The organism is Streptomyces sp. NPDC048481 (assembly GCF_043200075.1).
Taxonomy (GTDB): Bacteria; Actinomycetota; Actinomycetes; order Streptomycetales; family Streptomycetaceae; genus Streptomyces.
The window spans coordinates 223,288-242,954 of the sequence record NZ_JBICXC010000008.1 but is presented as its reverse complement, the minus strand read 5'-3'; the positions used below and the strand labels follow the sequence as shown (position 1 = coordinate 242,954).

At 71.1% G+C, this 19,667-nt stretch carries 16 protein-coding genes and 1 pseudogene; 8 read left to right on the top strand and 9 right to left on the bottom strand.

Annotated elements, in window-relative coordinates; translation table 11 throughout:
- Positions 1-71 precede the first annotated feature (71 nt).
- The 4 genes from ACGFSH_RS24405 to ACGFSH_RS24390 are packed head-to-tail and all read right to left on the bottom strand — an operon-like array spanning position 72 to position 5,166.
- Positions 72-1,580, bottom strand: a complete 1,509-nt coding sequence (locus tag ACGFSH_RS24405; RefSeq protein WP_393352067.1) for a xylan 1,4-beta-xylosidase — start codon at positions 1,578-1,580, stop codon at positions 72-74.
- A complete protein-coding gene (locus ACGFSH_RS24400; RefSeq protein WP_393352064.1) occupies positions 1,577-3,232 on the bottom strand; it encodes an extracellular solute-binding protein in 1,656 nt (551 codons plus the stop codon). Before ACGFSH_RS24400 ends, ACGFSH_RS24405 begins: the two co-directional genes overlap by 4 nt.
- A 33-nt stretch (positions 3,233-3,265) precedes the next feature.
- The gene (locus tag ACGFSH_RS24395; RefSeq protein ID WP_393352292.1) at positions 3,266-4,138 is read right to left on the bottom strand and encodes a carbohydrate ABC transporter permease; all 873 of its coding nucleotides are present in this window, start codon (positions 4,136-4,138) and stop codon (positions 3,266-3,268) included.
- Positions 4,139-4,176: 38 nt separating this feature from the next.
- On the bottom strand, positions 4,177-5,166 hold the full coding sequence (locus ACGFSH_RS24390; RefSeq protein ID WP_393352061.1) for an ABC transporter permease: 990 nt from the start codon (positions 5,164-5,166) through the stop codon (positions 4,177-4,179).
- A 271-nt stretch (positions 5,167-5,437) separates the two neighbouring features.
- Between ACGFSH_RS24390 and ACGFSH_RS24385 the strand changes: the two genes are divergently transcribed.
- Positions 5,438-6,523 (top strand): acetylxylan esterase, encoded by a 1,086-nt coding sequence (locus tag ACGFSH_RS24385; protein ID WP_393352058.1) that lies wholly within the window; start codon positions 5,438-5,440, stop codon positions 6,521-6,523.
- A 185-nt stretch (positions 6,524-6,708) separates the two neighbouring features.
- Here the strand turns inward: ACGFSH_RS24385 and ACGFSH_RS24380 are convergent, their stop codons facing one another.
- Positions 6,709-7,773, bottom strand: coding sequence for a lytic polysaccharide monooxygenase (locus ACGFSH_RS24380; RefSeq protein ID WP_393352055.1), 1,065 nt, complete (start codon positions 7,771-7,773; stop codon positions 6,709-6,711).
- A 517-nt stretch (positions 7,774-8,290) separates the two neighbouring features.
- Complete coding sequence (locus ACGFSH_RS24375; protein ID WP_393352052.1) at positions 8,291-11,089, bottom strand: aconitate hydratase; 2,799 nt, start codon at positions 11,087-11,089, stop codon at positions 8,291-8,293.
- A gap of 603 nt (positions 11,090-11,692) precedes the next feature.
- On the opposite strand from ACGFSH_RS24375, the gene ACGFSH_RS24370 reads away from it, so the two are divergent.
- The 4 genes and pseudogenes from ACGFSH_RS24370 to ACGFSH_RS24355 form a co-directional block, all read left to right on the top strand.
- Positions 11,693-11,893, top strand: coding sequence for a DUF4236 domain-containing protein (locus ACGFSH_RS24370; RefSeq protein ID WP_393352049.1), 201 nt, complete (start codon positions 11,693-11,695; stop codon positions 11,891-11,893).
- A gap of 64 nt (positions 11,894-11,957) precedes the next feature.
- Entirely contained in the window at positions 11,958-13,487 is a 1,530-nt protein-coding gene (locus tag ACGFSH_RS24365; protein WP_393352046.1) for a helix-turn-helix domain-containing protein, read from the top strand.
- 196 nt (positions 13,488-13,683) lie between these two features.
- On the top strand, positions 13,684-14,076 hold the full coding sequence (locus ACGFSH_RS24360; RefSeq protein ID WP_393352043.1) for a hypothetical protein: 393 nt from the start codon (positions 13,684-13,686) through the stop codon (positions 14,074-14,076).
- Positions 14,073-14,266 (top strand): annotated as a pseudogene (locus tag ACGFSH_RS24355) (hypothetical protein); the annotation flags it as partial. The gene ACGFSH_RS24360 and the pseudogene ACGFSH_RS24355, both read left to right, overlap by 4 nt.
- Positions 14,267-14,374: 108 nt before the next feature.
- On the opposite strand, the gene ACGFSH_RS24350 reads toward ACGFSH_RS24355, so the two are convergent.
- Positions 14,375-14,806 carry a DUF6299 family protein gene (locus ACGFSH_RS24350; protein ID WP_393352040.1) on the bottom strand — a complete coding sequence of 144 codons (432 nt, stop codon included), beginning with the start codon at positions 14,804-14,806 and terminating at the stop codon, positions 14,375-14,377.
- Positions 14,807-15,174: 368 nt separating this feature from the next.
- Here ACGFSH_RS24350 and ACGFSH_RS24345 point away from each other — a divergent pair, with 368 nt between their 5' ends.
- A complete protein-coding gene (locus ACGFSH_RS24345) occupies positions 15,175-15,387 on the top strand; it encodes a DUF5999 family protein (RefSeq protein ID WP_393352037.1) in 213 nt (70 codons plus the stop codon).
- Positions 15,388-15,413: 26 nt separating this feature from the next.
- Here ACGFSH_RS24345 and ACGFSH_RS24340 read toward each other — a convergent pair whose 3' ends face one another.
- Both ACGFSH_RS24340 and ACGFSH_RS24335 read right to left on the bottom strand, forming a co-directional pair.
- Complete coding sequence (locus ACGFSH_RS24340) at positions 15,414-15,833, bottom strand: RidA family protein (protein ID WP_393352034.1); 420 nt, start codon at positions 15,831-15,833, stop codon at positions 15,414-15,416.
- Positions 15,830-17,053, bottom strand: a complete 1,224-nt coding sequence (locus ACGFSH_RS24335) for an acyl-CoA dehydrogenase family protein (RefSeq protein WP_393352031.1) — start codon at positions 17,051-17,053, stop codon at positions 15,830-15,832. The genes ACGFSH_RS24340 and ACGFSH_RS24335 overlap by 4 nt, the downstream gene beginning before the upstream one ends.
- 172 nt (positions 17,054-17,225) lie before the next feature.
- Here ACGFSH_RS24335 and ACGFSH_RS24330 point away from each other — a divergent pair, with 172 nt between their 5' ends.
- Both ACGFSH_RS24330 and ACGFSH_RS24325 read left to right on the top strand, forming a co-directional pair.
- Complete coding sequence (locus tag ACGFSH_RS24330; RefSeq protein ID WP_393352030.1) at positions 17,226-18,830, top strand: AMP-binding protein; 1,605 nt, start codon at positions 17,226-17,228, stop codon at positions 18,828-18,830.
- A gap of 15 nt (positions 18,831-18,845) precedes the next feature.
- Entirely contained in the window at positions 18,846-19,658 is an 813-nt protein-coding gene (locus tag ACGFSH_RS24325; protein ID WP_393352027.1) for a PaaX family transcriptional regulator C-terminal domain-containing protein, read from the top strand.
- Positions 19,659-19,667: the final 9 nt, after the last annotated feature.

Here is a 19,667-nt window from a genome sequence, read left to right as displayed (position 1 = left end):
GGGCGTCGGAAGCGGCCCGGGACCGGGCCCGGACGGGGTGTGCGGCCGGGGGCGCCGGGCAGGGGTGGGGCTCATGGCGCGGGCCGGCCCAGGATCCGCCGCTCGTCCCACCAGGGCGGCGTCTCGTCGGTCACCGGAGTCAGCTCCACGAGGGTGATCTCGTGGCGGGCCAGGGTCAGGGCCAGCACGGCGCGGCCCTCGTGGACGGGGAGCCGCCGGTGGCTGCGCGCGGGTTCGGCGGCCTCGTGGAGGACGTCCAGCTGCGCGAGACGCGGCGAGCGCGGGCTGCCCATGTGCCGCCAGGCGGTGTACGCGTTGCCCCGCTCCTCGTCGACGCTGGACCGGCGGACGAAGACCTCCCGGCCGGTGGCGGGCAGCGACAGGTTCAGCGCGTGCCGGTCGGGGCCGGGGGTGCGCCCCGTCGGGTCGACGGGCGCCCAGGCCAAGACCGCGATCCTGCCGTCCGCGTGGCGGGTGACGAGGTGGTCGTCGCCCCGCGCCAGCAGCTCGGTGCCCGTGCGGGCCATGAACGCGTACAGGTGGTAGGCCGGTTTCCTGATCTGGCGGTGGGTGAGGAGTCCGAAGCCGCCGTGGAAGAGGGCCGTGGGGACGCCGGCCTCCTCGAACGTGTCGCTGAAGGTCCAGTAGGAGAAGGAGTCCGCGAGATCACCGCCGTGGGCGAGCACGGGGGCGAGGTAGGCGGCCTGGAACGCGGTGTCGTGGATCGGGTTGTCGGGGCGGTAGGAGGAGTTGAACTCCGTGATGTGCACGGGCAGTCCGGCCAGCGCGGTGCCTTTGAGCCGTTCACGAGGCGTGGCGAACTGGTCGAGGAGGTCACGGGCGGGGGCGAGGGTCTGGTGGACGCCGAAGGGAACGTGCTGGGCGGGGCCGGAGGTGTAGGCGTGCTTCGACACGAAGTCGACCGGGACGGCCCGGCGTTCGGTGAACTCGGCGAACCGGTCGAGCCATTCGTCGGCGCCGGGCGAGATCGCGGGGCCTCCCACCTGGAGGCCGGCGTCCACGTCCTTGACCGTGTGCGCGGTGACCTCGTACAGCCGGTGGTAGGCGTCCTCGTCGGCGTCCTGCCAGAAGTCGCGCAGGTTGGGCTCGTTCCACACCTCGATCGGCCAGGTCCGCACCTCGTCCGGGCCGTAGCGGTCGACGAGGTGGACGAGCGTCGCGCGCACCAGCTCGGCCCACTCGCGCAGGGAGCGGGGCGGGGTGACGTTGCCCCGCCACCAGAAGACCGTCTGCTCGCCGGAGGCCAGTCCGGCGGGCATGAACCCCAGTTCCAGGAACGGCCGGACGCCTGCGTCCAGGTAGGCGTCGAGCACCTGGTCGATGTAGGTGAAGCTGTGGTGGACGCGGCGGACGCCCTCGTGCTCGTAGGGACGGTGGACGCCCATGCCGTCGCTGAACAGGCCGTGGCCGCGGATGTGCCGGAATCCGATGTCGCGCCGCAGCAGCCTCAGGGAGTCCTGGTGGTCGCGGCGCAGGGCGAGTTCGGCCCGGCCGGTGCCGACGCAGTGCCGCCAGGCGTCGGAGAAACGGCCTGTCGGTCCGGCCGGGACGCTGATCACCCGTTCTCCTTCGTGAAGCGTTCGCGCGCCTTGTTGTGCAGGTCGACGAGCCGGTCCATGTTCTTGGCCTTCAGCTCGGTCACGTAGCCGCCCCATTCGGACAGCGGGCGCTTGCCGAGGGCGAACTTGAGCATGTTCTGGGTGACGTGGTCCCTCAGCGGGGTGTCCCAGAGCGAGGCCTGCTCCTGCTCCTCGGACCGCAGCGGATGGGCCGGGTCGATGGGCAGTTGCTCGCGCCCGGCCATCGCGTTCTGGAACCTCTTCTCGTCCGGGCCGAACGACGAGGACACCAGCTCCCAGCTGCCGCCGTAGGTGAATACGCCGTTGAAGAAGCCGTAGTCCTTCTGAAGGTCCTTCGGCGCGTCCGGGTCCGAGCCCATCAGACTGATGCCGGGTTCGAGCCGGTACCGGCCGCCCGAGCGGGTGTAGGTGGTGCCCCGCACCCCCCACTTGGCGAACTGCTGCCCCTCGTCGGAGTACCAGAGCCAGTCGACGAACTGCATCATCGCGACGAAGGTGTCGCTCTTGAGGGCCCTGGTGGAGACCATGACGCCGTTCTCCAGCCGTGCGCCGCCCAGCACCACGGGGCCGGCCGGGCCGAGCGGGACCGGCACCATCTCGATCTTCGCGCCCTTGACCTGCTTCTCCAGGTTGTAGCGGTAGTTCTGGACCAGCTCCTGGGGATTGGCGCTGATCGCGAAGGACTTCTGTCCCAGCAGCTTCTGCACCGCGTCGTCGTCGGTCTGGGTGAAGCTCTCCGGGTCCATGAGCTTGTCGGCGACCAGTTTCCTCAGGTACTCGACCACCTGGCGGTAGCCGTCCGTGGCTCCGGTGAAGACGAACTCGCCCGCCTTCGCGTCGAAGCTGATGTTGTCGTAGGTCCAGCCGGCCTTCACCCCGTGCGCCTGGCCCAGGTAGCTGAGCAACGCGGCCGCCGGGAAGGGCGTGTTGGTGCTCCAGCGGTCGGAGAAGGGGTAGAGGCCGGGGTGCTCGGCCTTGACGGCCCTGAAGACGTCGTGGACCTGGTCCCAGGTCGTGGGCAGAGCCAGCCCGAGCTTGTCCAGGACGTCCGTGCGCAGGGCCAGCGAGTACTGGGACTTGACCTTCTCGTGCAGGCCGGGCAGCAGGTAGTACTTGCCGTCGGACTGGCGGACGGAATCCAGCTCCGGCTCCAGCTTCCACTTTCTGACCTTCTCGCGGAAGTTGGGCATGAGGTGCACGTAGTCGCTCACCGGGAGGATCGCTCCCGAGGACACGAAGGCGACCTCCGAGGGGTGGTAGGTCTTGGGGATGAGGAACGGGGCGTCGCCCGCCCCGATGAGGACGCTGCGCTTCTTCTCGTAGTCGCTCAGCGGGACGGCGACCGGCTTCAGGGTGATTCCGGTGCGCCGGGTGACCTCCTTCCAGAACAGCCAGTCGTCCTTCATCGGATAGACCGGGTTGTTGTTGTGCAGCACGGAGAACGACAGCGGCCTCGACGCCTTGAACCGCTCACCGGCCCGGTACTCCTTCATGGCGCCGTCGCGCTTCTTGGAGAGGTCCTTGGTGTCGCCGCCGTCCCCTCCGCCTCCACAGCCGGTGAGCGCCGCCAGGCCGATGAAACCGGCAGCGGACAGCATCTGACGTCGTGACAGCTGGCCTGCGTTCTTCACGGTGACTCCCTTGTTCCGTCGGAGGTACGGCTCTCAGCCCTTGACCGCGCCGAGGGTGACGCCGGAGACGAAGTAGCGCTGGACGAACGGGTACACGCAGAGGATGGGCAGCGCCGTCAGCACGATGGTGACGGCCTGGATGTTGGCCCCGACCTGGCTGAGCTGGTCGGTTCCCGCGCCGGCGTTCCCGCCGGTGGTGGCCCCCGAGATCAGGTTGCGCAGATAGACCGTGGCCGGCATGAGTTCGCTGCGGTCCATGTAGAGGTACGCCGAGAACCAGGAGTTCCAGAAGGACACCGAGTAGAAGAGGACCATGGTCGCGATGACCGCCTTGGACAGCGGCAGCACGATCCTGAGCAGGATTCCGTAGGTGCTCAGGCCGTCGATCTCGGCGGCCTCCTCCAGTTCGCCCGGCAGGCTCTCGAAGAACGCCTTCATCACCAGCAGGTTGAACACGCTGACCGCGTTGGGCAGGGCGATCGCCCAGACCGAGTTCTTCAGGCCGAGGCTGGTGACGAGGACGTAGTTCGGGATCAGCCCGCCGGTGAAGAACATGGTGAACACGGCGATTCCGACCAGCAGACCCCGCCCCCTGAGCCGGCTCTTCGACAGCACGTAGGCGTAGCAGGTCGTCAGGACCATGGCGACGACGGTGGAGACGACCGTGTACAGGACCGTGTTGCCGTAGTTGCGCCAGAACATCGAGTCGTGGAAGACGATCCGGTAGGTGGTGAGGTTGAACCCCTTCGGCCACAGCGTCACTTCGCCGGCCCGGATCTGGCGCTCCCCGCTGAAGGACCGCGCGACGATGTTGACGAAGGGATACAGGGTCACCAGCACGACGAGGGTCAGGACGACGCCGTTGACGGCCTGGAAGACGCGGTAGCCGCGCGTGGGCCGGTGCACGGAGGGGCGCGGGCGCGAAGCGCGCCTGGCCGTCGGGCTCACCACAGGCTCGTCCCCACGGTGCGCCGCGACAGCAGGTTCGCGCCGGTGATCAGCACGAGTCCGACGACCGCCTCGAACAGCCCGATCGCGGCGGCGTAGCTGAAGCTGTTGGACTCGACGCCGGTGCGGTACAGGTAGGTGGACACCACGTCGGCCGTCGGATAGGTCAGCGGGTTGTACAGCAGGAGGACCTTCTCGAACCCGACCGCCATGAACGTGCCGATGTTCAGGATCAGCAGCGTGATCATGGTGGGGCGGATGCCCGGCAGCGTGACGTGCCAGATCTGCCGCCAGCGGTTCGCACCGTCGATCCGGGCGGCCTCGTAGAGGTCCTCGTCGACGGTCGTGAGCGCCGCGAGGTAGAGGATCGTGCCCCAGCCGACGGTCTGCCAGATCTCCGAGCCCACGTAGACGGCGCGGAACCAGCCGGGTTCCTGGATGAAGCGGACCGGTTCGTGGCCGAACCAGCCCAGGACGTGGTTCACGGGACCGTCCGTGGCCAGCATCTGCAGGGTGATGCCGGCGACGATCACCATCGACAGGAAGTGGGGAAGGTACGAGACCGACTGCACGAACCGCTTCAGCGACCGCCGCCGCACTTCGTTGAGCAGCAGGGCGAGCACGATCGGCAGGGGGAAGCAGAACACGAGCGTGAGCCCGCCGAGCCACAGGGTGTTGCGGAAGACCTGCCAGAACGTGGGGTCGGTGAGGAACATCCGCACGTACCGGAGCCCCACCCACCGCTCCCCCAGGATCGAGCCGCCCGGTTCGAAGCGGCGGAAGGCGATCACGTTGCCGATCATCGGCAGATAGCGGAAGACGAGGAAGAAGACGAGGGGCAGCACGGCCAGCGAGTACAGCTGCCAGTCCCGGCGCAGCGAGCGCCGCCGGACTCGGCGCGCGGCCGGACGCGCCGGTCCGTGCCGGGGTCTCGCAAGCGGGCGCCGGGTTTCCGGCGATGGGACCGACCTGGTGGAGGTGCTCATGCTCGGGCCTCCCGGGGCATCCTTCGAAACGCTCGATTCGCCGTGCGTGATCTCGAAACTTTCGTGCCCTTACCGGTAACTCTGCGGAAACGTAGAGGCTCATGGAAAGCGCTGTCAATGGGTGCTGCACGGTGGACCGGTGGGGCGTCGTGCGGCGTTGTGCAATCCTCCCGGGCGGGGTAGAACCGGGAGGCCGACCGCAACCGTTCCCCGCAAATTTCCGGCCGGACCACGCAACGATCGCTCCCCCACGACCCTGCGAGGTGGCACTGTGCCCGCGTTCGACCTGCCGCTGCCCGAACTGGAACGCCACTGCCCACAGCTCGACGAACCCGCCGACTTCGACGCGTTCTGGGCCGAGACCCTGCACCAGGCGGGACAGCGGGAGCCCCTGCTGTCCGTGCGTCCCGTCGAGACCGGGCTGCGTCTCGTACGGACCTGGGACGTCACCTTCCGCGGCTTCGCCGGCGACCCGGTCCGGGCCTGGTTCAGCCGCCCGGCCGGCGCGCGGGAGCCGCTGCCCGCCGTCGTCGAGTACATCGGCTACGGACGCGGCCGCGGCTTTCCGCACGAGCGCCTGACCTGGGTGAACGCGGGCTACGCGCATCTGCTGATGGACAACCGCGGCCAGGGCGACCAGTACGGCGACGGAGGCGGCACCCCCGACCCGCACGCCACCGCGCCCGGCGGTCCGGGCCCGGCCGCCCGCGGCCTGCTCTCCCACCGGGAGCACCACTACCGGCGGCTCATCACCGACGCGGTGCGCGCCGTGACCGCGGTCTGCGCGCTGCCCGGCGTCGACCCGGCCCACGCCGTCGCCGTCGGCAACAGCCAGGGCGGCGGCCTCGCGCTGGCCGTCGCGGGCCTGGTCCCCGATCTCGCCGCCGCACTCGTCACCGCGCCCTTCCTGTGCGGCATCCGGCGCGCCCTGGAACTCACCGACGAGGGCCCGTACGGGGAGATCGCCGCCTACCTCTCCGTCCACCGCGGCGCGGAGGAGGCGGCCCACCGCACGCTCGCCTACGCGGAAGGCGTCTCCTTCGCCCGGCGGGCCCGTGCCCCGGTCCACTTCGGCACGGGCCTGCGCGACACCGTCTGCCCGCCGAGCGGCACGTACGCCGCGTTCCACCGCTACGGCGAGCTGAGCGGCCGTCCGCGCCCCGACAGGGAGATCCACGCCTACCCGTACAACGGGCACGAGGGCGGCGGAGGCAAGCATGTGAGACGCCAACTCGACTGGCTGACAGACCGGTTGGCGCGACGAGGGACCCGCGGAGCGGCGCCGCCGGACGCGGCGGACGGGGCGGACGGGGCGGACAGGACGGCCTCGTCGGACCGGGTGGACCGGCCGGTCTGAGAGCGCCGGGTCGGTCCGCGGCGGCGTGGGGGGTGGGAGGAACGGCCCGGAGCGGCCGCCCCGTTCGCGTCAGCTCGCACCGGGTCCCGTCGGGTGGCGGGCCCGGGGGGCGTCGACCGCCCACCGGGCCCGCCGGCGCGTCAGGCGCTCAACCGGGTCGGCTCATCGGACCGTGCCGGCCCCGCTCAGCCGACCCGGCAGGGCAGGCTCGTGGCGGTGTCTCCGCCCGAGCCGGACGTGACATACCCGAAGGTCGTGCTCTGCCCCGGACTGAGCGAGCCGTTCCAGTCGGCGTTGTGGACCATCACCGACTGCCCCGTGTACGTGGGGTTGCCGCTCCACAGGCTGTCGACCGACTGCCCCGAGGGGAGCGTCCAGTCGACCATCCAGCCGAGCATCGGCACGTCGCCGGAGTTGGTGACGGTCACCTCGGACTGGTAGCCGCCGTTCCAGGTGTTCGTGGTCCTGCGGGTGGCGGTGCAGGCGCCCGGGACCGGCTCGGTCGGGTTGCCCGGTTCGTGAATGCCCGTCACCTCGCCGTTTCCGCCGTCGAAGACGACGTCGGAGCAGGAGTAGAAGGTCTCCGCGCTGTCCGAGCGCTGCCAGACCATGTAGACGATGTGGCGGCCGGACTTGCCGGCCGGAAGCTGCCCGGTCCACGAGTAGTTGGCCTCGACCGTGCCGGGGCTGCCGTGCAGCGGCGGGTGGTCGACGGAGAGGAAGGGCCGGCTCTCCAGGTCGTCCCAGGTGAGGGCGCGGGTCGGGTCGAATCCGTCCTTCGTCACGTAGACGTAGAACCAGCCCGGGTGGGCCGCCCAGGCGTTGTAGGAGAAGTCGACGGTCGCGCCCGCGGTGAGATGGGTCAGCGGCCAGTCGTTGCGCGGCGCGTTGAACCCGGTGAAGTTGGGGTTGCCGCCACTGCACAGCTGACCGTCCGGCACGAAGCCGCGGGTGCGGCCCGCGCCGTCGGAGCGCAGCACGGAGAACCAGTTGTAGAACGGCGTGGTCCCGCTCACCTGCTGGGCGTTCTTGCAGGCCGGGTTGACCGGCTTGATCTCACCGGTGTTCGTCAGCGCGTCCTGCCAGCACAGGAAGGTGCGGCTGCCGGGCTTCATGGGGGTGCCGTGCGCCTCTGCCCTGCCGCCGGCCGTGACGATCAGGCCGAGGGCGGGGACGGTGGCGAGCAGGGCCAGCAGGACGAGGAGGAGGGCTCGGGTGCGTAACTTCGACTTCTCTTTTGGCGCGATCATGACAGTTTGCATGGCAGATGAGTCCGCCTTCCGTGTACGGACCGGGCGTGCAGGGAGTGCACTGCGGATGCGGGATCGGCGCGCTGCGCTCACCGGCGGTCGCGGTGAACGCAGGTTGCTCGCGATGCGCGAAGCGGGAGCGTCCCGCTCGCGCCCGGCGGGTTCCGGTCCGTCGGGCGCGATCACATGGGAGCGCTCCCACTTCGCCTGTGGCGGAAGGTAGCGCCGTACGGCCGACTTGTAAACGGGTCGCGCGTGCCCTGTGGCGTTCCGCCGCTCCGGGCGGGGCGGGCGGGGAGGGATGCGCGCGGCCGGGCGGGGCGGGGAGGGATGCGCGACCGGGCGGGGCGCACAGGCGCCGGCGGGGTGCGGGAGGTGCCCGCGACGTCCGCGGACCGGGACGGTGACGGTGACGGACGGCGGAGGGGCCGCACCCCGTCACCGGGAACGGCGGAGGGCCGCACCCCCGTCACCGGGGATGCGGCCCTGAACCGCTCGGCTGCCGCCGCTCGACCGCTTACTTGCGGATCAGGCTGCGGAGCACGTACTGCATGATGCCGCCGTTGCGGTAGTAGTCGGCCTCGCCCGGGGTGTCGATGCGGACGACCGCGTCGAACTCGACGCCCGTGTCGGTGGTGACCTTGACGGTGCGCGGGGTGCTGCCGTTGTTCAGCTCCTCGACGCCGGTGAAGGAGAAGGTCTCCTCGCCGGTCAGGCCGAAGGACTCGGCGTTGGTGCCCTCCGGGAACTGAAGCGGCAGGACGCCCATGCCGATGAGGTTCGAGCGGTGGATGCGCTCGTACGACTCGGCGATGACGGCCTTGACGCCGAGCAGCGCGGTGCCCTTGGCGGCCCAGTCGCGGGACGAGCCCGAGCCGTACTCCTTGCCGGCCAGGATGGCCAGCGGGACGCCCTGCTCGATGTAGTTGCGGGAGGCGTCGTAGATGAACGACACCGGACCGCCGTCCTGGGTGAAGTCGCGGGTGTAGCCGCCTTCCGTCCCCGGCGCGATCTGGTTGCGCAGGCGGATGTTGGCGAACGTGCCGCGGATCATGACCTCGTGGTTGCCGCGGCGGGAGCCGTAGCTGTTGAAGTCACGACGCTCGACACCGTGCTCGGTGAGGTACTTGCCGGCAGGGGTGTCGGCCTTGATGGCGCCGGCGGGCGAGATGTGGTCCGTCGTGACCGAGTCGCCGAGCTTGGCCAGCACACGGGCGCCGGTGATGTCGGAGACCGGGGTGGTCTCCATCGTCATGCCCTCGAAGTACGGGGGCTTGCGGACGTAGGTCGACTCGGTGTCCCACTCGAAGGTGTCGCCGGTCGGGATCGGCAGCGCCTGCCACTGGGCGTCGCCCGCGAAGACGTCCTGGTAGGACTTGTTGAACATGTCCTCGCCGATGGCGTTGGCCACGACGTCGTTGACCTCGGCCTCGGAGGGCCAGATGTCCTCGAGGAAGACCGGGTTGCCGTCCTGGTCGGCGCCCAGGGCGTCCTTGGTGATGTCCACCTTCATCGAGCCGGCGAGGGCGTACGCGACGACCAGCGGCGGGGAGGCCAGGTAGTTCATCTTGACGTCGGGGTTGATCCGGCCCTCGAAGTTGCGGTTGCCGGAGAGCACCGAGGTGACGGCGAGGTCGTGGTCGTTGACCGCCTTGGAGACCTCCTCCGGCAGCGGGCCGGAGTTGCCGATGCAGGTGGTGCAGCCGTAGCCGACGAGGTTGAAGCCGACCTTGTCGAGGTACGGGGTGAGGCCCGCCTTGTCGAAGTAGTCGGTGACGACCTTCGAGCCCGGAGCGAGGGTGGTCTTGACCCACGGCTTGCGGGTCAGGCCCTTCTCCACGGCCTTCTTCGCGACCAGCGCGGCGGCGACCATGACGTACGGGTTGGACGTGTTGGTGCAGGAGGTGATCGCCGCGACCGTCACCGCGCCGTGGTCGATCTCGTACGTCGAGCCGTCGGGGGCGGTCACGGTGACCGGGTTGGACGGGACGGCGGAGGCGGGGCCGTCGGCGTGCTGCGGCGCACCGGCGCCGTTCTCCTGGCTGCCGTAGGCCGGGGCGTCGGAGGCCGGGAAGGACTCGTCGCTGGCCTCGTCGACCGGGGAGGCCGCAGCGGCGGGCGTCTGGGCGACGGGCGCCTCGACGTAGTTGAGGACGTCCTTCGCGAACTGCTGGGCGGCCTCGGCGAGGACGATGCGGTCCTGCGGGCGCTTCGGGCCGGCGATGGAGGGGACGACCGTCGAGAGGTCGAGCTCCAGCTTCTCGGAGAAGTCCGGCTCGGCCTTCGGGTCCAGCCAGAGGCCCTGCTCCTTGGCGTACGCCTCGACGAGCGCGACCTGCTGCTCGGAGCGGCCGGTGAGCTTGAGGTACTTCAGGGTCTCGTCGTCGATCGGGAAGATCGCGGCGGTGGAGCCGAACTCCGGCGACATGTTGCCGATGGTGGCGCGGTTCGCGAGGGAGGTGGCGGCGACGCCCTCACCGTAGAACTCGACGAACTTGCCGACGACGCCGTGCTTGCGCAGCATCTCGGTGATCGTGAGGACGAGGTCCGTGGCGGTGGTGCCGGTCGGCAGCTCGCCGGTGAGCTTGAAGCCGACGACGCGCGGGATCAGCATGGAGACCGGCTGGCCGAGCATCGCGGCCTCGGCCTCGATGCCGCCGACGCCCCAGCCGAGGACGCCGAGGCCGTTGACCATGGTGGTGTGCGAGTCGGTGCCGACGAGGGTGTCGGGGTAGGCCTGGCCGTTTCGGACCATGACCGTGCGCGCCAGGTGCTCGATGTTCACCTGGTGGACGATGCCGGTGCCCGGCGGGACGACCTTGAAGTCGTCGAACGCGGTCTGGCCCCAGCGCAGGAACTGGTAGCGCTCCCGGTTGCGGCCGTACTCCAGCTCGACGTTCTGCGCGAAGGCGTCGTTGGTGCCGAACTTGTCGGCGATGACGGAGTGGTCGATGACCAGCTCGGCCGGGGAGAGCGGGTTGACCTTGGCGGGGTCGCCGCCCAGCTCCTTGACGGCCTCGCGCATGGTGGCGAGGTCGACGACGCAGGGCACGCCGGTGAAGTCCTGCATGATCACGCGCGCCGGCGTGAACTGGATCTCCTGCGACGGCTGGGCCTGGGAGTCCCAGGTGCCGAGCGCACGGATGTGGTCGGCGGTGATGTTCGCGCCGTCCTCGGTACGGAGCAGGTTCTCCAGCAGCACCTTCAGGCTGTACGGAAGGCGAGCCGAGCCTTCCACCTTGTCCAGCCGGAAGATCTCGTACGACTCGTCGCCCACCTGCAGCGTGCTGCGGGCGTCGAAGCTGTTCGCCGACACGACAGTCTCCTTCATTGATGTGCGCGTACCACCGCATCCTGCCGTCACGCGGGCTTGGCCGAACCGCTCAGGTCAGGCTAAGTTAGGTAACCCTTACCGGGTGGCGGCTGCGGTGCGCCTTCGGCAGATATCTCGATGTCGAGATAACTCTAGTACATGGGGGCTGAATGGTCATGCCCAGCCCCGCCGCCGGTTTCCGGACGCCCTCGCCGCGGGCTTTGCGGAGGCGGCCGACACCGAGTTCCCCGAGGCGGCCGACACCGGGCTCCCGGAGGCAGTCGACACCGGGCTTCCGGTGTCGACCGGGTTCCGCCCCCCGGGCCGGGGCCCGGCAGCCCGCGCGACGCCCGGGGCCTGGTGCCCGGTGGGCCCGCATCCGGCGATCCGCATCCGGCGGACTCCCGCCCGGCCACTCGGGGACTCCCGCCCGGCCACTCGGGGACTCCCGCCCGGCCACTCGGCGGACCCCGTCCGGCCTCTCGGCACCCCCCGTCCGGGCAGGCGGTGCGCGTGGCGGCGGGGGCGACTTCTGAAGGGGCGTCATGGGCGCGTCACGCCGGGGTAAACGGGAGCGGACAGGCACTCCCGACGAAGGAGGCTCCGATGCCCCTCACCTTCCGCAAGAGTTTCCGCATCCTCCCCGGCGTGCGGCTGAACATCAACCGGCACTCGTGGTCGATCACCACCGGCGGCGGGAAGCACGGCCCGCGCCAGACCCACAGCAGCACCGGACGTCGTACGACATCGATGGATTTGCCCGGACCTTTCGGATGGCGTCACACCCGTAGTCGCAAGCGGCGTTGACGGGCTGTCACCCGAACGGACCCCCCGAGAGGCGCCATCTCATATCTGAGATAACCTCAGCCTCATGGCAGACGACTACCTCGTACGCATCGGCAAGCTCATCCGTGACGCCCGTCAGCACCGGGGCTGGACACAGGCACAGCTGGCCGAAGCGCTCGGAACCAGCCAGAGCGCCGTGAACCGCATCGAGCGCGGCAACCAAAACATCAGCCTTGAGATGATCGCTCGGATCGGTGAAGCCCTGGACAGTGAGATCGTCTCTCTGGGCTACGCGGGACCCATGCACCTGCGGGTCGTGGGCGGCCGCCGGCTGTCGGGCGCGATCGACGTGAAGACCAGCAAGAACGCGTGTGTGGCCCTGCTGTGCGCCTCCCTGCTCAACCGGGGGCGCACAGTGCTGCGCCGGGTTGCCCGCATCGAGGAGGTCTACCGTCTGCTCGAGGTCCTCAACTCCATCGGCGTGCGGACGCGGTGGGTCAACGACGGCGTCGACCTGGAGATCGTGCCGCCGGCCGAGCTGGACATGGCGGCGATCGACGCCGAGGCCGCCGTGCGCACCCGTTCCATCATCATGTTCCTCGGCCCGCTGCTGCACCGGGTGGACCAGTTCAAGCTGCCGTACGCGGGCGGCTGCGACCTCGGCACGCGGACCATCGAACCGCACATGATCGCACTGCGGCGGTTCGGGCTCGAGGTCGCGGCGACGGAGGGGCAGTACCACGCCGTCGTCGACCGCGCCGTGCGCCCGGACCGGCCTATCGTGCTGACCGAGCGCGGGGACACGGTCACCGAGAACGCGCTGCTGGCGGCCGCCCGGCACGACGGCGTGACCGTCATCCGCAACGCCTCCTCGAACTACATGGTCCAGGATCTTTGCTTCTTCCTGGAGGCGCTCGGCGTCCGGGTCGAGGGCATCGGCTCCACGACGCTCACCGTGCACGGCGTGGCGAACATCGACATCGACGTGGACTACTCCCCCTCCGAGGACCCGGTCGAGGCGATGAGCCTGCTGGCCGCCGCGGTCGTCACGGAGTCGGAGCTGACGGTACGCCGGGTGCCGATCGAGTTCCTGGAGATCGAGCTCGCGGTCCTGGAGGAGATGGGCCTCGACCACGACAGGACACCCGAGTACCCGGCCGACAACGGCCGCACCCGGCTGGTGGACCTCACGGTCCGGCCCTCCAAGCTGGAAGCGCCGATCGACAAGATCCACCCGATGCCGTTCCCCGGCCTGAACATCGACAACGTCCCCTTCTTCGCCGCCATCGCGGCCGTCGCCCAGGGCAAGACCCTCATCCACGACTGGGTCTACGACAACCGCGCGATCTACCTGACGGACCTCAACAGGCTCGGCGGACGCCTCCAACTCCTGGACCCGCACCGGGTACTGGTCGAGGGACCGACCCGCTGGCGAGCCGCCGAGATGATGTGCCCGCCCGCCCTGCGCCCGGCGGTGGTCGTGCTGCTGGCGATGATGGCCGCCGAGGGGACCTCGGTCCTGCGCAACGTCTACGTCATCAACCGCGGCTACGAGGACCTCGCCGAGCGGCTGAACTCGATCGGCGCGCAGATCGAGATCTTCCGGGACATCTGAAAGTCCCAGGAAAAGGTAACGCGGATCCTCTCCTGACCTGCACGTATGCAAGCCAGGAGGGGACTCGGCTCCATCTGTCGGACTTCTCGGGGAGCGTGCTGTCACGCTCATACCTTGTTCCGCGAACCCGTCCCGCTCACCGCGGACGCGGGCTCGCGCATCATCCTTACCGCTCTCCTGCCGTCATAATGGCTGCATGTCCTCCAGCCCACAGGACCCCGCACCCGCGCGGAGCGGCCTCTCGGACGCGGTCGCCGAGGATCTCGCGCTGTACCGGGAGAAGTTCCGACGGCGTCTGCCGGAGTCGCTGGACGAGTTGCACGGCCCGCCCCAGGGGATCGTGGAGCTGCCGCTGCACATGGCGTGGTCGGGGATGACCTCGTACGACCTGGGCAAGCCGCGCCAGCGTATGGGGCTGTACCGCACCGTCCTGCACGAGGGCCTGCGCGATGACCTGCCCCGCTACCTGAACCAGGACCTGCTCCTGGAGCTGTGGCCGGTGCTGCGCACCCTCGTCGGCCGCAGCGTGCGCGCCGTGTGGGAAGACGCCTTCCCTCAGCTCGCCTCCCGCACCCGGGCAGCCGCATGACGGACATGCCGGAGCTGCACACGCGGCTCCTGGCGGATGTGACCGCGCTCGGTTCGCCGTATCCGCTGGTTCTCACCGGTGGATACGCGGTGCGGGCACACCGCCTCGTGAACCGTCCCAGCCAGGACCTTGACGTCGCCACCGAGAATCCGCGCCCATGGCCGACATCGTCACCGTGATCAGCGCCGGGAGTCCGAACTGACCCTCGATCGGGGCGGGTCGCAGAGACCGGGGGTGTGGTCTCTGCGACGTCCGGTCGTGGCGTCCGGGGCCCGGTCAGGGTGGGGCGGGCCTCGGGTCAGATCTGGGTCAGGGTGACGTCCTGCTGGTGCACGGCGTGGAAGCGGGGCAGGGGGAGGCCGGTGTCGGGGCGGAGTTCCATCAGGGTGGCCTCGACGTGGGCGGTGCCGGGCGCCAGGTCGTTCGGGGTGGCCTTGCCGGTGTTCTGCCAGCTGTGCTCGGCGCCGTCGCACACCGCGCGGGTGCCGCCGATGCCGTGCCGGGCGCCGTCGGAGCTCTGGCCGACGGAGGAGCTGACGAAGACCGGACCGCTGCTGTCGGCGCAGCGGTAGGTGCCGGAGAGGGTGACGGTGCCGTCGGCGGCGAGTCGGCCCGTCGGGTCTACGGTGACGGACTCCGACGGGGCCGCCTGGGCGGTGACCGCCGGTCCGGACAGCATGAGCAGGGCGGCGGCGCCGGCTGCCGCGTGCAGTGCGGGGCGCATCGACATGGGAGAACCTCCTGTTGTGGGGCCTCCACTGGTACCGGGCGGAGCGCCCCGGCGCGGTGATCGTCACTCCTTCGGTGGCGCGCCGCACCGGCCGTCGACGAGCCGTACCCGTCGCCGACGAGCCGCACAGGACGCCGACGAGCCGCGCCGGGTCTTCAACGACCGGCGCCGGTCGCCGGCGCGCCGCGCCGGCCGGCGACGATCCGCGGCCAATCCTCGACGATCCGCCCCCGTCGTCGGGGAACGGTCCTGGAGTTGTCCTGGTGCTGTCACGCTTGCGGGCGGGCTCTGGCGGTGGCTTTCGGCCGGGCGCATGGTCGAGGCATACGGACCGGCCGGACGGCCGACCGTCGACGTGGAGGTGCGCTATGTGTTCCCACCTGAGTCCCGGCGCCGCTGCCCGCACCCGGCCCTGCTCCGACGCCCGCCCCGGGCATGTCGTCGCCGCCCACCCCGAGCAGGGGTGGAACCTGCTGTGCGACGGCACGATCGTCTTCGACGACTCGGGTGAGCTGCTGCCCGACGGCCGGGTCGTGGACCCGCACCGGGCGGCCTCGCCGGGCCTCGCGGTGGCGGCCTGACCCGACGGCCGGGCGCACGGCACGGGTCAGTGCGGGGTGGACGGCGGCGGGCCCAGGACGGCGATCCCGTCCAGCTCGACGAGCGCCTCCTCGTCCCAGAGCCGGACGACCTCGACGACGGCCATGGCCGGATAGTCCCGGCCCGCCAGGTCACGCCAGATGCGGCCGAGCCGCGGGGCGTGCGCGCGGTAGTCGGCGACGTCGGTCGCGTGGACGGTGACGCGGGCGAGGTCGGCCGGAGTGCCGCCGCAGTGGCGCAGAGCGGTGAGGAGGTTGGCCAGGGCCCGCTGGAACTGCTCCGGGAGCCCTTCACCGACGATCTTCCCCTCGGTGTCCAGCGCGGTCTGTCCGGCCAGGAAGACCACGCGCTCGCCGGTGGCGACGACGGCGTGCGAGAAGCCGGCCGGCGGGGAGAGTTCGGGCGGGTTGACGCGCTCGGCGCTCACCCGGCCGCCTCCTCGGTCCCGGAAGCGGCTCTCTCGCCTTCCCTGTGCGGCATCGCCCCCGCCGTACCTGCCCTATCCGCCTCCGACTCCGTCGCCGCCTCCGCCTGTTCGGTGTACAACTCCCTTGCGATGATGTCGCGTTGCACCTCGCTGGCCCCCTCGTAGATACGCGGTGCGCGCACCTCGCGGTAGAGGTGTTCGAGCAGGTGGCCGCGGCGCAGCGCGCGGGCGCCGTGGAGTTGGACGGCGGCGTCGACGACGTACTGCGCGGTCTCGGTGGCGAGCAGCTTGGCCATCGCGACCCGTTTGCGGACGTCCGGTTCCCCCGCGTCGTACGCCGTCGCCGCGGCGTGGACCATCAGGCGGGCCGCTTCCGTGCGCAGGGCCATCTCGGCGACCTGGTGGGCGACGGTCTGGAGGTCCCTCAGCTTGCCGCCGAAGGCGTCCCGCCGGGCGGTGTGGGAGAGAGCGGCGTCGAGGGCGGCGCCGGCCATGCCGACGGCGAAGGCGCCGACGCTGGCGCGGAACAGGTCGAGGGTGCCCATGGCGACCCGGAAGCCGCGGTCCGGCTCGCCGAGGACGTCGTCCGCGGTGACGGGGACGGCGTCGAAGCGGAGGGCGCCGATGGGGTGCGGGGAGAGCATGTCGAGGGCGGAGCCGGTGAGGCCCGGACGGTCGGCGGGCACGAGGAAGGCGGTCACGCCGCGGGCGCCGGCGCCGGGGGTCGTGCGGGCGAAGACCGTGTAGAAGTCGGCCTCCGGGGCGTTGGAGATCCAGCACTTCTCCCCGGTGAGGCGCCAGGCTCCGGGACCGTCCCGCTCCGCTGCGAGCGACAGGGCCGCGGCGTCCGAGCCCGCCCCCGGCTCGCTCAGAGCGAAGGCGGCGACCGCGGTGCCGTCGGCGACGCGGGGCAGCCAGCGCCGGCGTTGGGCGGGGGTGCCGTGGGTGTGCACGGGACGGGCGCCGAGTCCCTGGAGCGCGAGCGCGGTCTCCGCTTCCGTGCAGGCGTGGGCGAGGGACTCGCGCATCATGCAGAGGTCGACGGCGCCGGAGGTGAACAGCCGTGACAGCAGGTCGAGTCGGCCGAGTTCGGCGAGGAGCGGTCTGTTGACGCGGCCCGGCTCGCCCTTCTCGGCGAGGGGGCGCAGCCGGTCGGCGGCCAGCGCCCGCAGTTCGGCGCACCAGGCGGTCTGTGCCGGTTCGAGCGAGAATGCGGGCATCGCCGCTCCCCTCTGTCATGTCGGCCGGCGGCCGGCCCACCGCTACCTCCGACGGTATCGCGTACCGTTGACTGTCGTCACCAACGCGATACGCTCCTTGCGCGACCCCTCACGACGAAGCCCGCCCGGGCAGGCCGGCCGGAAGTCCATCGAGGCAAGGGGACGAACGCCGATGAACGTCTCTGCCCATGTCGACACCTTCGCGCGCGACCATCTGCCGCCGCCCGCGCAGTGGCCCGAGCTGCGCTTCGACCTGCCCGGGCTGGACTACCCCGCCCGGCTGAACTGCGCCGACGAACTGCTCACCGGCCCGCCGTCGGACCGGGTGGCGTTCCGGACGCCGTCGGGGCCCTCCTGGACGTACGGGGAGCTGCGCGCCCATGTCGACCGGATCGCCCATCTGCTCAGCGGCGAGCTGGGGGTGGCGCCCGGCAACCGCGTGCTGCTGCGCGGCCCCACCACGCCCTGGCTCGCGGCCTGCTGGCTGGCGGTGCTGAAGGCGGGCGCGATCGCGGTGACCGTGCTGGCCCAGCAACGTCCGCCCGAGCTGCGCACCTTGTGTGATATCGCCCGGGTGGAGCACGCGCTGTGCGACGTCAGGGCGGTGGACGACCTCGTCGCGGCGCGGATACCGGGGCTGCGGATCACGACGTACGGCGGGGACTCCCCCGGCGACCTGCTGACCCGGCCGGCGCCGGCCGGGCCGTACCGGGCCGTCGGCACGGCGTGCGACGACGTCGCGCTGATCGCGTTCACGTCGGGCACCACCGGTCGCCCCAAGGGCTGTATGCACTTCCACCGGGACGTGCTGGCGATCGCCGACACCTTCTCGCGGCATGTGCTGAGACCGCTGCCCGACGACGTCTTCGCCGGCAGCCCGCCGCTCGGCTTCACCTTCGGCCTCGGCGGGCTCGTCGTCTTCCCGCTGCGGGCGGGCGCCAGTGCGCTGCTGCTCGAACAGGCCGGGCCCAGGCAGCTGTTGCCGGCCGTCGCCGAGCACGGGGTGAGCGTGCTGTTCACCGCCCCCACCGCGTACCGCGCGATGCTCGACGACCTCGACGGGCACGATCTCTCCTCGCTGCGGCGCTGCGTCTCGGCCGGCGAGAACCTGCCCGCCGGGACCTGGCGGGCCTGGCACGAGCGGACCGGGCTGCGGCTGATCAACGGCATCGGCGCCACCGAGCTGCTGCACATCTTCATCTCCGCCGCCGACGACGACGTCCGGCCGGGAACGACCGGTGTGCCGGTGCCGGGCTGGCAGGCGCGCGTGCAGGACGCCGACGGCGCGCCCGTGCCCGACGGCGAGCCGGGGCTGCTCGCCGTGCGCGGGCCGGTGGGGTGCCGCTATCTCGCCGATCCGCGGCAGGAGCAGTACGTGCGCGACGGCTGGAACGTCACGGGAGACACCTATGTCCGGGAGGCCGACGGCTACTTCCGGTATGTCGCCCGCGCCGACGACATGATCGTCTCCGCCGGGTACAACATCGCGGGCCCCGAGGTGGAGGAGGCGCTGCTGCGCCATCCGGACGTGGTGGAGACGGCGGTGGTGGGACGGCCCGACGAGCGCCGGGGCCAGGTGGCCGTCGCGTTCGCCGTGCTGCGCGAGGGCGCCCCGCGCGACACGGAGGCGCTGGGCGCGTTCCTCCGGCGGGAACTGGCGCCGTACAAGTGTCCGCGCGAGTTCGTCCTGCTGGACGCGCTGCCGCACACCGCGACGGGGAAGCTCCAGAGATTCCGGCTGCGAGCAAGCGGTTGCACCGAAGGTGACCAGCAGTGATGCCGACGACCTAAGATGATCTACGTGTCCGACCAGCCCGCACCTCGGTCTCTCATCGTCACGCTCTACGGCGCGTACGGACGCTTCGCCTCGGGCCCGGTGCCCGTCGCCGAGCTGATCCGGCTGCTCGCCGCGGTGGGCGTCGACGCGCCCTCCGTCCGCTCCTCGGTCTCGCGGCTGAAACGGCGCGGTCTGCTGCTGCCGGCCCGCACGGCGCAGGGCGCAGCGGGCTACGAACTCTCGGACGAGGCGCGCCAGTTGCTCGACGACGGCGACCGGCGCATCTACGCCGACGCGCCCGCCGCGGACGAGGGCTGGGTGCTGGCGGTGTTCTCCGTGCCGGAGTCGGAGCGGCAGAAGCGGCACGTGCTGCGGTCGCGGCTGGCGGGTCTGGGCTTCGGCACGGCCGCCCCGGGCGTGTGGATCGCCCCGGCGCGGCTGCACGAGGAGACCCGGCACACGCTGCGGCGACTGCGGCTGGACGGGTACGTGGACCTCTTCCGCGGGGAGCATCTCGGTTTCGCGCCGACCGCGGAGGCCGTCGCCCGCTGGTGGGACCTGGCGGCCGTCGCCAAGGAGCACGAGGCGTTCCTCGACCGGCACGCGCGGGTGCTGGACGCCTGGCGGGAGCGGCGGGACACCCCGCCGGAGGAGGCCTACCGCGACTATCTCCTCGCTCTGGACTCCTGGCGCCACCTGCCCTACGCGGATCCGGGCCTGCCGGAGCGGCTGCTGCCGCCGGACTGGCCGGGCACCCGGTCGGCGGCCGTGTTCCAGGGACTGCACGAACGGCTGCGGGACGCGGGGGCGCGGTTCGCCGGGGTGTGAGGCCGCCCG